21 protein-coding genes and 1 pseudogene are annotated in these 13,360 nt (G+C 51.0%); all 22 read left to right on the top strand.

From position 1 onward, the window contains the following. Positions 1-91 precede the first annotated feature (91 nt). The 22 genes and pseudogenes from PsAD26_RS20285 to rpsH all read left to right on the top strand — a co-directional run bounded on the left by PsAD26_RS20285 (position 92) and on the right by rpsH (position 13,357). A complete protein-coding gene (locus tag PsAD26_RS20285) occupies positions 92-394 on the top strand; it encodes a hypothetical protein (protein ID WP_063311864.1) in 303 nt (100 codons plus the stop codon). A 179-nt stretch (positions 395-573) separates the two neighbouring features. Continuing rightward, a pseudogene (locus PsAD26_RS20280) lies at positions 574-1,352 on the top strand (SDR family oxidoreductase). 581 nt (positions 1,353-1,933) lie between these two features. Next, positions 1,934-2,305, top strand: a complete 372-nt coding sequence (rpsL, locus tag PsAD26_RS20275; protein WP_057464826.1) for a 30S ribosomal protein S12 — start codon at positions 1,934-1,936, stop codon at positions 2,303-2,305. A gap of 16 nt (positions 2,306-2,321) precedes the next feature. Further along, complete coding sequence (gene rpsG, locus PsAD26_RS20270; RefSeq protein WP_063297944.1) at positions 2,322-2,792, top strand: 30S ribosomal protein S7; 471 nt, start codon at positions 2,322-2,324, stop codon at positions 2,790-2,792. A 24-nt stretch (positions 2,793-2,816) separates the two neighbouring features. Continuing rightward, on the top strand, positions 2,817-4,892 hold the full coding sequence (gene fusA, locus PsAD26_RS20265; protein WP_063311863.1) for an elongation factor G: 2,076 nt from the start codon (positions 2,817-2,819) through the stop codon (positions 4,890-4,892). 48 nt (positions 4,893-4,940) lie between these two features. Further along, positions 4,941-6,116 (top strand): elongation factor Tu, encoded by a 1,176-nt coding sequence (gene tuf / locus PsAD26_RS20260; protein ID WP_063289481.1) that lies wholly within the window; start codon positions 4,941-4,943, stop codon positions 6,114-6,116. A 69-nt stretch (positions 6,117-6,185) separates the two neighbouring features. Further along, positions 6,186-6,494 (top strand): 30S ribosomal protein S10, encoded by a 309-nt coding sequence (gene rpsJ / locus PsAD26_RS20255; RefSeq protein ID WP_008547405.1) that lies wholly within the window; start codon positions 6,186-6,188, stop codon positions 6,492-6,494. A gap of 21 nt (positions 6,495-6,515) precedes the next feature. Continuing rightward, positions 6,516-7,232: a 50S ribosomal protein L3 gene (gene rplC / locus PsAD26_RS20250; RefSeq protein ID WP_057463439.1), complete on the top strand. Its 717-nt coding sequence runs from the start codon at positions 6,516-6,518 to the stop codon at positions 7,230-7,232. Further along, positions 7,232-7,849, top strand: a complete 618-nt coding sequence (gene rplD, locus PsAD26_RS20245) for a 50S ribosomal protein L4 (RefSeq protein WP_063311862.1) — start codon at positions 7,232-7,234, stop codon at positions 7,847-7,849. The genes rplC and rplD overlap by 1 nt, the downstream gene beginning before the upstream one ends. After that, the gene (locus PsAD26_RS20240; RefSeq protein WP_057463437.1) at positions 7,849-8,142 is read left to right on the top strand and encodes a 50S ribosomal protein L23; all 294 of its coding nucleotides are present in this window, start codon (positions 7,849-7,851) and stop codon (positions 8,140-8,142) included. The genes rplD and PsAD26_RS20240 overlap by 1 nt, the downstream gene beginning before the upstream one ends. 13 nt (positions 8,143-8,155) lie before the next feature. Further along, a complete protein-coding gene (gene rplB, locus PsAD26_RS20235) occupies positions 8,156-8,989 on the top strand; it encodes a 50S ribosomal protein L2 (protein ID WP_057463436.1) in 834 nt (277 codons plus the stop codon). A 12-nt stretch (positions 8,990-9,001) separates the two neighbouring features. After that, a complete protein-coding gene (gene rpsS, locus PsAD26_RS20230) occupies positions 9,002-9,280 on the top strand; it encodes a 30S ribosomal protein S19 (RefSeq protein ID WP_057463435.1) in 279 nt (92 codons plus the stop codon). 2 nt (positions 9,281-9,282) lie between these two features. Continuing rightward, a complete protein-coding gene (rplV, locus tag PsAD26_RS20225) occupies positions 9,283-9,663 on the top strand; it encodes a 50S ribosomal protein L22 (RefSeq protein WP_057463434.1) in 381 nt (126 codons plus the stop codon). Continuing rightward, a complete protein-coding gene (gene rpsC / locus PsAD26_RS20220; protein WP_057463433.1) occupies positions 9,663-10,379 on the top strand; it encodes a 30S ribosomal protein S3 in 717 nt (238 codons plus the stop codon). The genes rplV and rpsC overlap by 1 nt, the downstream gene beginning before the upstream one ends. A 43-nt stretch (positions 10,380-10,422) precedes the next feature. Further along, entirely contained in the window at positions 10,423-10,836 is a 414-nt protein-coding gene (gene rplP, locus PsAD26_RS20215; RefSeq protein WP_057463432.1) for a 50S ribosomal protein L16, read from the top strand. A 23-nt stretch (positions 10,837-10,859) separates the two neighbouring features. Continuing rightward, positions 10,860-11,060, top strand: a complete 201-nt coding sequence (gene rpmC, locus PsAD26_RS20210) for a 50S ribosomal protein L29 (protein WP_063289479.1) — start codon at positions 10,860-10,862, stop codon at positions 11,058-11,060. Between the two features lie 10 nt (positions 11,061-11,070). Further along, positions 11,071-11,313, top strand: coding sequence for a 30S ribosomal protein S17 (gene rpsQ / locus PsAD26_RS20205; protein WP_057463454.1), 243 nt, complete (start codon positions 11,071-11,073; stop codon positions 11,311-11,313). Between the two features lie 58 nt (positions 11,314-11,371). Further along, positions 11,372-11,740 carry a 50S ribosomal protein L14 gene (gene rplN / locus PsAD26_RS20200; RefSeq protein WP_057463430.1) on the top strand — a complete coding sequence of 123 codons (369 nt, stop codon included), beginning with the start codon at positions 11,372-11,374 and terminating at the stop codon, positions 11,738-11,740. Beyond that, positions 11,740-12,057, top strand: coding sequence for a 50S ribosomal protein L24 (gene rplX / locus PsAD26_RS20195; RefSeq protein WP_057463429.1), 318 nt, complete (start codon positions 11,740-11,742; stop codon positions 12,055-12,057). The genes rplN and rplX overlap by 1 nt, the downstream gene beginning before the upstream one ends. Continuing rightward, on the top strand, positions 12,050-12,607 hold the full coding sequence (gene rplE / locus PsAD26_RS20190; protein WP_057463428.1) for a 50S ribosomal protein L5: 558 nt from the start codon (positions 12,050-12,052) through the stop codon (positions 12,605-12,607). The genes rplX and rplE overlap by 8 nt, the downstream gene beginning before the upstream one ends. Before the next feature lie 33 nt (positions 12,608-12,640). Beyond that, complete coding sequence (gene rpsN / locus PsAD26_RS20185) at positions 12,641-12,946, top strand: 30S ribosomal protein S14 (protein ID WP_057463427.1); 306 nt, start codon at positions 12,641-12,643, stop codon at positions 12,944-12,946. Between the two features lie 12 nt (positions 12,947-12,958). Beyond that, positions 12,959-13,357, top strand: coding sequence for a 30S ribosomal protein S8 (rpsH, locus tag PsAD26_RS20180; RefSeq protein ID WP_057463426.1), 399 nt, complete (start codon positions 12,959-12,961; stop codon positions 13,355-13,357). Positions 13,358-13,360: the final 3 nt, after the last annotated feature.

The raw sequence follows: 13,360 nt of genomic DNA, 5'->3' as shown, positions 1-13,360 counted from the left end.
AGGCTCCTTGGCAGATACGTCTGGTGTTTTGAATTGAAACGCATCCTTTCGGTCGGGCTGGACAGATTGAGTGCGTGATGAAGGAAATAAAATGTCTGATCAGATTGAAGAAGATAATGGTGATGACACCCCTCCAGTTGTCTACCTGATTATGGGCCGTGCCTGGAAAGAGGAAGACGGTGAAGAAGAAGATGGTCTTCCGTTCCATGTGATGGTGACCGCGCCTGATGACGATGGTGCAGTTCGCCGTGCCGTTGAAGCGTTGGGTGAACAGGGTTTCGTGGATGCAGCTCTTGATCAGCTGGGATACATCACGGAAACACCGGAGGAAGAGTTCTTCGTTCAGCCTTATAAAGATGCACTGGCAGGCAATGTTTCAGTGATCACGTTCTAAAAATTGAACTGATGATCCGATTTTAGATTTTGGAAAGGAGAGGGTGACCTCTCCTTTTTTGCGTTTAGGGAGAAGGGAGGTGTAAATGCCTCTCTGCTGGGTGGCTTCAAAAATGTAGTGATCTTGCCTGACTTGTGAGTACAGTGATCTTTTGGCTTTGCAGTTGAAGCCAGAGTTAAATGGAGCGAACGTTCTTGGGGAATGCTACTTCGAAGACTGTATTGGTAACAGGTGCCAGCAACGGCATTGGTCAAGCCACCGCGGTTGCTTTTGCCGAAGCTGGTTATGATGTCTGTGTGAACTATCATTTTGATCAGGCTGGAGCGGAAGAGACTGTCCGGCGATGCAAAGAGGTTGGCGTTCGCGCGATTGCTGTTGGTGCGGATGTAGCTGATCTTGAAGGAGTGCGTCAGATGTTTTTCATTTGTGATGATAGACTCGGGTCGATTACTTGCCTCGTGAACAATGCCGGCATCATAGGCGGATCGTCCTCCTTGGTGGAGTTGGATAGTTCGGCATTGGTTTCGACTTTTCAGACAAATGTGTTCGGTATGATTTACTGCATGCAAGAAGCAGCTAAACGCATGAGGACTGATGAAGGTGGTTCTGGTGGTGCGATTGTAAATATGTCTTCGGTTGCTGCCGTGATGGGGAGCCCTGGGGAGTATGTTCACTACGCCGCCTCAAAGGGTGCGGTGGAAACACTGACGGTTGGTGCAGGTAAAGAGTTTGGGCCACTCGGCATTCGGTGAATGCGATCCGAGTGGGAACAACCGCGATCGACATGCATCAGCGGGAGGGAAATCCTGATCGCCCGGCACTTGTTGCTGCTGCAACACCTCTTGGTCGTATAGCCGAACCTTCAGATATTGCAGAGGCAGCTGTCTGGCTTGGGTCTTCCGGGGCAGGATTCGTGAGTGGGACCACACTGACGGTTGCTGGTGGCCTTGCTCCATAACTGGGTGTGTTCGGTGTTTGAGGCTCGAGGCGCCGACGTGCCTTCCCCCTGTGGCAGTATTTGCACTTAAAGGGCGCAATTGAATTTGAGTTAATGCTGCAAGAATCAAGTGCCTTGCGAAAATGACGATGAGTCAGAGTAGGGATGTGCTTAACTTCCTTTTAATCTTCAGAGTCAAACTGCAATGAACACTTAAGCGCCTCCAAATTTTGAGGTCTTCCGCGAGGAAATTGCTGAATCAACGCGAATCTTGGGATACACCGTATGAATCTGAGAGTCTGGAGCTAAGAATCTCTTGGAAGGGACTTGACGAACAGTGTCCTGATGAGTAGGTTCCGGCAACCTTATGGCAAGCAGTAAGCAATGTCCTTCTCCTGAGGCGCCTCGCCTCGGAGTACTGAAGCTTAAACGTTGTCGGGTTCAAAGGCGAATACAAGTCGAATGCAAGACCGCGGATCCGTCCGTGGTCCTCTGGTTTCGCAGTGCCCTTCACGAATAATCGTTCGTGGATTTGGTGCGCATGCGTATGTCTACCAGAAACTGCGTCCGGTCGAAGAGCAAAAGTAGTTAAAGGGCAAATTATGCCAACGATCAACCAGTTGATCCGTAAGCCGCGCACAGTGCCGGCGAAGCGGAACAAAGTTCCAGCGATGGAAGCGTGCCCGCAGAAGCGCGGCGTGTGTACTCGCGTATATACAACCACTCCTAAGAAGCCTAACTCAGCGCTTCGTAAAGTGGCAAAAATCCGTTTGACCAATGGCTTTGAAGTCATTGGTTATATCCCGGGTGAAGGTCATAACCTCCAAGAGCACTCCGTTGTCATGATCCGTGGTGGTCGCGTAAAGGATTTGCCTGGTGTTCGTTACCACATCATCCGTGGCGTTCTTGACACCCAGGGTGTTAAAGATCGTAAACAGCGTCGTTCCAAGTATGGCGCTAAGCGTCCGAAATAATAGGATATAGACCGATATGTCCCGCCGTCACGCCGCTGAAAAGCGTCAAGTTATTCCGGATCCTAAGTTCGGAGATATCGTCGTTACTAAGTTCATGAACGCAGTAATGCTCGATGGTAAAAAATCCACCGCAGAACGCATCGTATACGGTGCATTCGATGCGATCGAAACTAAAGCTAAGGCTAGCCCGCTCGAGATGTTCCATCAGGCGCTCGAAAACGTTATGCCACAGGTTGAAGTTCGCTCCCGTCGTGTTGGTGGTGCAACTTATCAGGTTCCAGTCGAAGTTCGTACAGAGCGTCGTCAGGCACTTGCTATCCGCTGGCTGATTTCTGCAGCTCGCGGTCGTAACGAAACCACAATGGTTGGTCGTCTGTCCGGTGAATTGCTGGATGCTGCGAATGGCCGTGGTAACTCCGTTAAGAAGCGCGAAGATACTCACCGGATGGCTGAAGCTAACCGTGCATTCTCGCACTACCGTTGGTAATCACCCTGGATAGAGGCTGACGCTATGTCACGTACGCACAAAATCGAGGACTACCGTAACTTCGGTATCATGGCTCACATCGATGCTGGTAAGACGACCACTACAGAACGTATTCTGTATTACACTGGTAAGTCCCATAAGATCGGTGAAGTTCATGATGGTGCAGCTACCATGGACTGGATGGAGCAGGAGCAGGAGCGTGGTATTACCATTACTTCAGCTGCTACGACTGCCCACTGGAACGGTAAGCGTCTGAACATCATTGACACTCCAGGTCACGTTGACTTCACGATTGAAGTTGAGCGCTCCCTGCGTGTTCTTGATGGTGCAGTTGCACTTCTCGATGCGAATGCTGGTGTTGAACCTCAGACTGAGACCGTATGGCGTCAGGCTGATAAGTACAACGTTCCACGCATGATCTTCGTCAACAAGATGGACAAACTCGGTGCTGATTTCTACCGCTGTGTAGAAATGATCGAGAAACGTCTTGGCGCAACTCCAGCTTGTGTTCAGCTGCCGATCGGCGCTGAAAGCGAATTTGCTGGTGTTATCGATCTGCTGAAGATGAAAGCATTGGTTTGGAATGGTGAAGCTCTTGGAGCAAGCTGGGATGAGCTGGATATTCCAGAAGATCTCGCTGACCAGGCTGCTGAATACCGCGAAAAACTGATCGAGATCGCTGTAGAAGTAGAAGAAGAAGCTACTGAAGCATACTTGGAAGGCGAAATGCCATCCAACGAAAAGCTTCAAGAGCTTATTCGTAAGGGTACCATTGCTGGCAACTTCGTTCCAGTATTGTGCGGTACAGCATTCAAGAACAAAGGCGTTCAGCCTCTTCTTGACGCTGTTGTAGATTACCTTCCTAACCCGGTTGAAGTACCGGCGATTAAAGGTATCGACGCCAAGACTGAAGAAGAAACCACTCGCGAATCTTCTGATGAAGAGCCGCTTGGTATGCTCGCATTTAAAATCATGAACGATCCGTTCGTTGGTTCTTTGACCTTCGCACGTATTTACTCTGGTGTGCTGAATAAAGGCTCATCCGTGCTGAATACTGTTAAGGGCAAGCGCGAACGTGTTGGTCGCATGATGCAGATGCACTCAAATTCCCGCGATGACATTGATGTAGCCTATGCAGGCGACATTGTGGCTATCGCAGGCCTGAAGGACACGACCACTGGTGATACGCTTTGTGATCCTCTGAAGCCTGTTATTCTGGAACGCATGGAGTTCCCGGATCCGGTTATCGAGATCGCTGTTGAGCCTAAAACCAAAGGTGACCAGGAAAAGATGGGCCTTGCCCTGAACCGCCTGGCTGCTGAGGATCCGTCCTTCCGCGTGAAGACAGATGAAGAGTCCGGCCAGACAATCATTGCTGGTATGGGCGAACTTCACCTGGACATCCTTGTTGATCGCATGAAGCGTGAATTCAAGGTTGAAGCAAACATCGGTGCACCTCAGGTTGCTTACCGTGAAACCATTACCAAATCTGCTGATGTGGATTATACCCACAAGAAGCAGTCCGGTGGTACTGGCCAGTTTGCTCGCATCAAACTCTCTATCGAGCCAAATGTTGTTGGTGAAGGTTTTGAGTTTGCTAACACGATTGTTGGCGGTAACGTTCCTAAGGAATACATCCCTGGTGTATCTAAAGGTATCGAATCCGTCATGTCCTCTGGTCCACTTGCTGGCTTCCCGATGGTCGACATTAAAGCTACCCTCACTGACGGTGCTTACCATGATGTTGACTCGTCTGTGCTCGCATTTGAGATCGCAGGTCGTGCTGGTTTCCGCGAAGCTGTGGCTAAAGCAGGTCCAAAGCTTCTGGAACCTATCATGAAGGTTGAGGTTGTCACTCCAGAAGACTATATGGGTGACGTGATTGGTGATTTGAATTCCCGTCGTGGACAGATTGCCGGTACCGAAAACCGCGGTGTCGTGACCGTTATCACTGCTATGGTTCCGCTGGCCAACATGTTTGGTTACGTGAACAACTTGCGTTCCATGTCCCAAGGACGTGCGCAGTATTCCATGGTGTTCGATCATTACGACCAAGTCCCGCAGGCTGTTGCTGACGAGGTTATGGCGAAATACGCCTAAACCTCATTAGACCAGTCAAAGGGATTCAAGAGAGAACGGAGAGATCCGATGGCTAAAGAAAAATTTGAACGTAATAAGCCGCACGTCAACATCGGCACAATTGGCCACGTTGACCACGGTAAAACTACACTGACCGCAGCGATTACTAAATCCTTCGGTGATTTTAAAGCATACGACGAAATCGATGGCGCTCCTGAAGAGCGTGCTCGCGGTATCACTATTTCAACAGCACACGTTGAATATGAAACCGAAGCTCGTCACTACGCACACGTTGACTGTCCAGGCCACGCTGATTATGTGAAAAACATGATCACTGGTGCTGCACAGATGGACGGCGCGATCCTCGTTGTTAACGCTGCAGACGGCCCAATGCCTCAGACACGTGAGCACATCCTGCTCGCTCGTCAGGTTGGTGTGCCTGCTCTGGTTGTCTTCATGAACAAAGTTGACCAGGTTGACGACGAAGAACTGCTTGAACTCGTAGAAATGGAAGTTCGTGAACTTCTTTCTTCTTACGAATTCCCAGGCGATGATATTCCAATCATTGCTGGTTCTGCACTTGCTGCTCTTGAAGACCGCGATGACGCGATCGGCAAAGACAAAATTGTAGAGCTGATGGCTGCAGTTGACGACTATATCCCAACTCCTGACCGTCCACGCGATCTGCCATTCCTGATGCCGATCGAAGACGTGTTCTCTATCTCTGGCCGTGGTACTGTTGTAACCGGTCGTGTAGAGCGTGGCATCGTTCACGTTGGTGACGAAGTTGAGATCGTTGGCGTTAAAGACACATCTAAGACCACTGTTACTGGTGTTGAAATGTTCCGCAAGCTGCTCGATCAGGGCGAAGCTGGCGATAACATCGGTGCATTGATCCGTGGTGTTGGTCGTGAAGATGTTGAGCGTGGCCAGGTTCTTTGTAAACCAGGTTCCGTTACTCCTCACACCAAGTTCAAAGCTGAGGCATACATCCTCACCAAGGAAGAGGGTGGACGTCACACTCCATTCTTCACCAACTACCGTCCACAGTTCTACTTCCGTACAACTGATGTGACTGGTGTTGTTTCTCTGCCAGAAGGCACAGAAATGGTGATGCCTGGTGATAACGTTGCTGTTTCAGTTGAACTTATCGTACCAATCGCTATGGAAGATGGTCTGCGCTTCGCTATCCGTGAAGGCGGTCGTACCGTCGGCGCTGGTGTTGTAGCTGAAATCATCGAATAAGAATTGAGTTCGAACTGCGGTTTGATCTTGTGTTAAACCGCAGTTGCCTTGCTCAGTTAAGGATTAGTCATGAACGGTCAGAATATACGGATCCGCCTGAAGGCGTTTGATCACCGTGTTCTTGACGCTTCCACTAAGGAAATCGTGAACACGGCGAAACGGACCGGCGCACAAGTGCGTGGACCAGTTCCGTTGCCGACGCGGATTGAGAAGTACACAGTACTTCGCGGACCGCATGTTGATAAAAAGAGCCGTGATCAGTTCGAAATGCGCACTCATAAGCGTCTTTTGGACATCGTCGACCCAACACCACAGACAGTAGATGCTTTGATGAAGCTCGACCTGGCTGCTGGCGTTGATGTCGAGATCAAGCTCTAAGTGCGGCAAGGGGACACAGTAATGCGTTCTGGAGTGATCGCACAGAAGGTGGGTATGACCCGTATCTATAACGCGGCAGGCGAACACGTGCCCGTTACAGTACTGCGTCTAGACAACTGTCAAGTTGTTGCTCACCGGACGGCAGATAAGAACGGCTACACTGCGCTTCAGTTGGGCGTAGGTGCGGCAAAAGTTAAGAACACGAACCGCGCGATGCGTGGCCACTTTGCAGTTGCAAAAGTTGAGCCTAAGCGCAAACTCGCTGAGTTCCGTGTTTCTGAAGAGAACTTGATCGAAGTTGGTGCTGAGCTTACAGCTGACCACTTCCTTAACGGTCAGTTCGTGGATGTAACCGGCACCTCTATCGGTAAGGGCTTTGCTGGTGCGATGAAGCGTCACAACTTCGGTGGTGGTCGCGCTTCTCATGGTGTGTCTGTTTCACACCGTGCGCACGGTTCTACCGGTCAGTGTCAGGATCCAGGTAAGGTGTTTAAAGGCAAGAAAATGGCCGGACACCTCGGTGCTGAACGCGTAACCACTCAGAATCTGAAAGTTGTACGTACTGACGTAGAACGTGGTCTGATCATGGTTGAAGGTTCTGTACCTGGCTCTAAAGGCGGTTGGATCCTGGTTCGTGATGCAATTAAGAAGGCTCTGCCAGAGAACGTTCCTGTACCAGGTGCATTCCGTCAGAACTCTGCTATTGCAGCGGCTGAAGCCGGGAAGGAAGGTGAGTGATGGAACTCGAGGTTAAAACCCTCGGCGGTAACGCAGCGGGTTCGATCACAGTGTCTGACGAGATCTTTGGTCTCGAGCCACGTATCGACCTAATCCAGCGTGTTGTTCGCTGGCAGCTTGCAAAGCGCCAGGCTGGTACACATAAAACTTTGGGTCGTTCCGAAGTTAATGGTACCACCAAAAAATTCGTACGCCAGAAAGGTTCTGGCGGCGCACGTCACGGTAACCGTAAAGCACCTCAGTTCCGTGGTGGTGGTAGGGCATTTGGTCCAGTTGTGCGTGAGCACGCTCATGAGCTTCCTAAAAAAGTTCGTGTTCTGGGTCTGAAGCATGCTCTGTCTGCAAAAGTAGCTTCTGGCAACCTTGTTGTTGTTGAGGACGCGAAATCAGCAGAAGCCAAAACCAAGGCTCTGAAGGACCAGCTTGGTTCTCTCGGATTGAACAGTGCGTTGTTCGTGGACGGTTCTGAAGTAGATGCAAACTTCGGTTTGGCTACTCGTAACATTCCACTCGTAGATGTACTGCCGGTACAGGGTATCAACGTTTACGACATTCTTCGTCGTGATACGCTGGTCCTGACCAAAGCGGCAGTTGCAGCTTTGGAGGAGCGCTTCTAATGAGCAAGCTCGTTCACTACGACAAAATCGTATCTCCGGTGATCACCGAGAAAGCTACTTTTGCCTCTGAAGAGAATAAGGTTGTTTTCAAGGTTGCTCTCACTGCAACAAAACCGGAAATCAAAGCAGCTGTTGAAGCTCTGTTTGGCGTAAAAGTCAAAGCAGTCAACACACTGGTTCGCAAGGGTAAAACCAAGCGCTTCAAAGGTGTTGTCGGCAAACAGAACGACTTCAAAAAAGCTGTGGTCACTCTGGAAGATGGTCAGTCCATCGACGTGACGACCGGTCTGTAAGGGGTAGGACAAAATGGCACTTAAGACATTTAATCCGACATCTCCTGGCCGTCGTCAGCTGGTCCAGGTAGACCGTTCTGATCTTTGGAAAGGCAAGCCAGTCAAGAAATTGACTGAAGGTCTGTCCAAGTCCGGTGGTCGTAACAACCACGGTCGTAAGACTGCGAACAACATTGGTGGTGGTCACAAACGTACCTACCGCCTGATCGACTTCAAGCGTCGTAAATTCGACGTTGTCGGTACTGTTGAGCGTCTGGAATACGATCCAAACCGCACCGCTTTCATCGCTCTCATCACTTATGATGATGGCGAGCAGGCATACATCCTTGCACCACAGCGTCTTGCTGCTGGCGATAAGGTTGTAGCTGGTGAAGCTGTGGATATTAAGCCAGGCAACGCTATGCCTCTGGCTTCTATTCCAGTGGGTACCATCATCCACAACATCGAGATGAAGCCAGGCAAAGGCGCGCAGATTGCTCGCTCAGCTGGTGCTTACGCTCAGATCGTTGGTCGTGATGCTGGTTACACAGTCATCCGTCTGCTTTCCGGTGAACAGCGTCGCGTTCTTGGCACCTGTATGGCTACCGTTGGTGCGGTATCCAACCAGGACCACGCGAACATCAACCTTGGTAAGGCTGGTCGTTCCCGTTGGCTGGGTCGTCGCCCACACGTTCGTGGTGTTGCGATGAACCCTGTCGATCACCCACATGGTGGTGGTGAAGGTCGCACCTCCGGTGGACGTCATCCGGTTACCCCTTGGGGCAAGCCGACCAAAGGCAAGCGCACACGCAGTAACAAGTCCAGCGATAAGTTTATCGTTCGGTCTCGTCACGCGCGTAAGAAGTAAGAGGAACGGATCGTGGCACGTTCGATCTGGAAAGGGCCGTTTATTGACGGTTACCTCCTGAAGAAAGCGGATAAGGTTCGTGAATCCGGCCGGAATGAGGTCATTAAGACCTGGAGCCGACGTTCTACCGTTCTGCCGCACTTTGTGGGGTTGACTTTTGGCGTCTATAACGGTCAAAAGCACATTCCTGTTTTGATCAGTGAAGACATGGTTGGGCACAAGTTGGGCGAATTCGCTCCTTCTCGTACCTACTACGGCCATGGCGCTGACAAAAAGTCAAAGAGGAAGTAGCGATGGGCAAGCAGAAGCATGAGCGGATGCTCCCAGACAACGAGGCAAAGGCGGTTTGCCGCATGCTGCGGGTTTCCCCGCAGAAGTTGAACCTCGTTGCTGCATCCATTCGCGGTAAGAAGGTTGGTACAGCACTTGCTGATCTGACTTTCTCCCGTAAGCGCATTTCAGGCGACGTCAAGAAGACCTTGATGTCTGCTATTGCTAATGCGGAAAACAACCATGATCTCGACGTCGACAATCTTGTCGTCGCCGAGGCTTATGTTGGCAAAGCGCTTGTCATGAAGCGTTTCCAGCCGCGAGCTCGTGGTCGTGTTGGACGGATCCTAAAGCCGTTTTCCAACCTGACTATCGTGGTTCGGGAAGTTGAGGAGACTGCCTGATGGGTCAGAAGATTAATCCAATCGGTTTTCGTCTTGGCATCAACCGTACCTGGGACTCTCGCTGGTTTGCTAGCAAGAACGAATACGGCGATCTTCTTCATGAAGATTTTCGCATCCGCGAATATCTGCTTAAAGAACTTAAGCAGGCTGCTGTATCCAAGGTCGTCATTGAACGTCCGCACAAAAAGTGCCGTGTAACTATTCACTCTGGTCGTCCAGGTGTTGTTATCGGTAAAAAAGGTGCAGACATCGAACGCCTTCGCAAGAAGCTGTCCGAGATGACAAATTCGGAAGTGCACCTCAACATCGTTGAAGTGCGCAAGCCGGAGACCGATGCAGCGCTTGTTGCAGCATCTATCGCTCAGCAGCTCGAGCGTCGTGTTGCTTTCCGCCGTGCCATGAAGCGTGCAGTTCAGTCTGCAATGCGTCTTGGCGCCCAGGGCATCCGTATTAACTGCGGTGGTCGTCTTGGTGGTGCGGAAATCGCACGTATCGAATGGTACCGTGAAGGTCGCGTGCCTCTGCACACTCTTCGTGCAGACATCGACTACGGCACTGCTACAGCACACACCGCTTACGGCGCGTGTGGCGTTAAAGTCTGGATCTTCAAGGGCGAAATCCTTGAGCATGACCCAATGGCTTCTGAACGTCGTGCGACTGAAGGTGGTGGCAAGAGCGAACGCCAAGGTGGCGGTCGGCGTGAGCGCGCTGCGTAAGCAGCGCCTTCACACGGCTTAACTATTAAAGCGAGAGAAAACGATGCTGCAACCAAAGCGTACTAAGTTCCGCAAGCAGCACAAGGGCCGCATCCATGGCAATGCCAAGGGTGGTACGGACCTCAATTTTGGTGCCTTTGGCCTGAAAGCCATGGAACCAGAGCGGATCACCGCTCGTCAGATTGAGGCTGCCCGTCGTGCAATGACCCGTTACATGAAGCGTGCGGGTCGCGTGTGGATCAGAATCTTCCCGGACGTTCCTGTGTCCTCCAAGCCGGCTGAAGTCCGGATGGGTAAGGGTAAAGGTTCTCCTGAGTACTGGGCGTGCCGGGTGAAACCTGGTCGCATCATGTTCGAAATGGACGGTGTGTCTGAAGATATTGCTCGTGAAGCAATGCGTCTGGCCGCTGCTAAACTCCCAATCAAGTGCCGGTTCGTCCAGCGCATTGGTGAGTAATCGGACATCGAAAGGAAAAGGCCATGAAGGCTAGCGACGTAAGAGCTAAGACCTCAGATGAGCTCAAGGCAAACCTGGAAGAACTGAAAAAAGAACAGTTCAACCTGCGTTTCCAGAGAGCAACTGGTCAGCTCGAAAACACCGCTCGTGTCCGTCAGGTTCGCCGGGACATTGCGCGGATCCAGACAGTCTTGCGCGACAAGCGCGTGTCTGACAACGCATAAGGAGCTAATGATGCCAAAGCGTATTTTGCAGGGTGTCGTTGTTAGCGATGCGAACGAAAAGACAGTAACGGTGAAGGTAGAGCGTCGCTTTACCCATCCTTTGCTGAAAAAAGTTGTGCGCCGTACGAAGAAGTATCGTGCACATGACGAAAATAATTCTTACAAGGTTGGCGACACCGTTCAAATTGAAGAGTGTGCTCCAATCTCTAAGAATAAGAAATGGACCGTTGTTTCTACGGAAGCAGCGAGCTAGTGAACGCATCCAGCATTTCTAACTTTTAGAGTGCTGAGAAAGAACAAGGCGACGAGTCATGATTCAGATGCAAACTAACCTCGACGTAGCCGATAATTCCGGCGCACGTCGTGTCATGTGCATCAAAGTGCTCGGCGGCTCCAAACGGAAGTATGCTGGCGTTGGCGACATCATTGTTGTCTCCGTCAAAGAAGCAATTCCTCGGGGTCGTGTAAAGAAGGGCGACGTGATGAAAGCGGTCGTCGTACGCACGGCTAAAGACATCCGTCGTGCTGACGGCAGTGTGATCCGGTTCGACAGCAATGCTGCCGTCCTGATCAACAACAACAAAGAACCGATCGGAACACGTATTTTTGGCCCAGTTCCTCGTGAACTGCGTGGCAAGAATCACATGAAGATCATTTCGCTTGCGCCGGAGGTGCTCTGATGCCCGCGAAGATCAAAAAGGGCGACAAAGTCGTCGTAATTGCCGGTCGTGACAAAGGAAAGACTGGGGAAGTTCTCCAGATGATTCCATCTGACAACCGCGCTGTCGTGCGTGGCGTTAACTTGGTGAAACGTCACCAGCGCCAGACCCAACAGAGCGAAGGTGGTATCATCACAAAGGAAGCTCCTATTCAGCTTTCCAATATTGCCATTGCTGATCCTAAGGATGGCAAGCCGACCCGCGTCGGTTTCACGACTAATGATGCAGGCGCCACTGTTCGTGTCGCTAAGCGTTCAGGAGACGTGATTGATGGCTGACGCTACTTACACTCCACGGCTCAAGGCGCACTACAATGATGTAGTGCGTGGTGAGCTTCAGGAGAAGTTTAACTACACCAACCCAATGATGATTCCTTCGGTCGAAAAGATCGTTTTGAACATGGGTGTTGGTGAAGCTGTTGGTGACAGCAAGAAGGCTCGTATCGCTGCTGAAGATCTTAGCTTGATTGCTGGTCAAAAGGCGGTTATTACCCGTGCTAGAAAATCTATCGCGACCTTCAAGGTTCGTGAAGATATGCCGCTGGGTACTAAAGTTACACTTCGTCGTAACCAGATGTTCGAATTCATGGATCGTTTGATCACAATCGCGCTTCCGCGTGTACGTGACTTTCGTGGCTTGAATCCGAAGAGCTTCGACGGACGTGGCAACTACGCTATGGGACTTAAAGAACACATTGTTTTCCCTGAAATTGACTACGATAAAGTAGATCAAATGTGGGGTATGGACATTGTTGTTTGTACCAATGCTAAAACCGATGACGAAGCGCGTGAACTGCTGCGCGCGTTCAACTTCCCGTTCCGCAAATAAAAGCGGTATACGGGAAAGGAACGAGGACAGACGATGGCGAAGAAAAGCGCGGTCGAGAAAAACAAGCGGCGCGTAGCTCTTGTTAGTAAATATGCTGACAAGCGTGCTGCCCTGAAGGCCATGGCCAAGGACGAGAGCTTGTCCCTGGAGGAGCGTTTCAATGCACGGCTGAAGCTTTCAAAGCTGCCGCGCAATTCCGCGCCTACACGGGTACGCAACCGGTGTGAAGTCACAGGTCGCCCACGCGGTTACTACCGCAAACTTAAGATGTCGCGTATTGCGCTTCGTGAGTTGGGTTCCCTGGGCAAGATCCCGGGTCTCGTGAAGTCGAGCTGGTAAGGAGTTACTGCTATGTCGATTTCCGATCCAGTCGGGGATATGATCACGCGCATCCGTAATGCGCAGATGCGTCGCAAATCTAAAGTAAGCACACCTGCTTCTAAGTTGCGCGCGCACATCTTGGACGTTCTGATTTCTGAAGGTTACATCCGCGGTTATACCGCTGTTGACTTCGGTGCAGGCAAGTCTGAGCTTGAAATTGAGTTGAAGTATTTCGACGGTGAACCAGTGATTCGCACCATTGAGCGCGTATCTAAGCCTGGTCGTCGTGTGTATTCTTCAGTCAAGAACATCCCACACGTTGCAAACGGCTTGGGTGTATCTATTCTGTCTACTCCTCAGGGCGTAATGGCAGACCACGATGCACGTGAGAAAAATGTGGGTGGTGAAGTACTTTGTCGCGTCTTCTGACGC

The organism is Pseudovibrio sp. Ad26, assembly GCF_001623285.1.
GTDB classification, from domain to species: Bacteria; Pseudomonadota; Alphaproteobacteria; order Rhizobiales; family Stappiaceae; genus Pseudovibrio; species Pseudovibrio ascidiaceicola.
The sequence above is the reverse complement of the archived record's forward strand: the minus strand, read 5'-3'. Positions and strand labels throughout refer to the sequence as shown.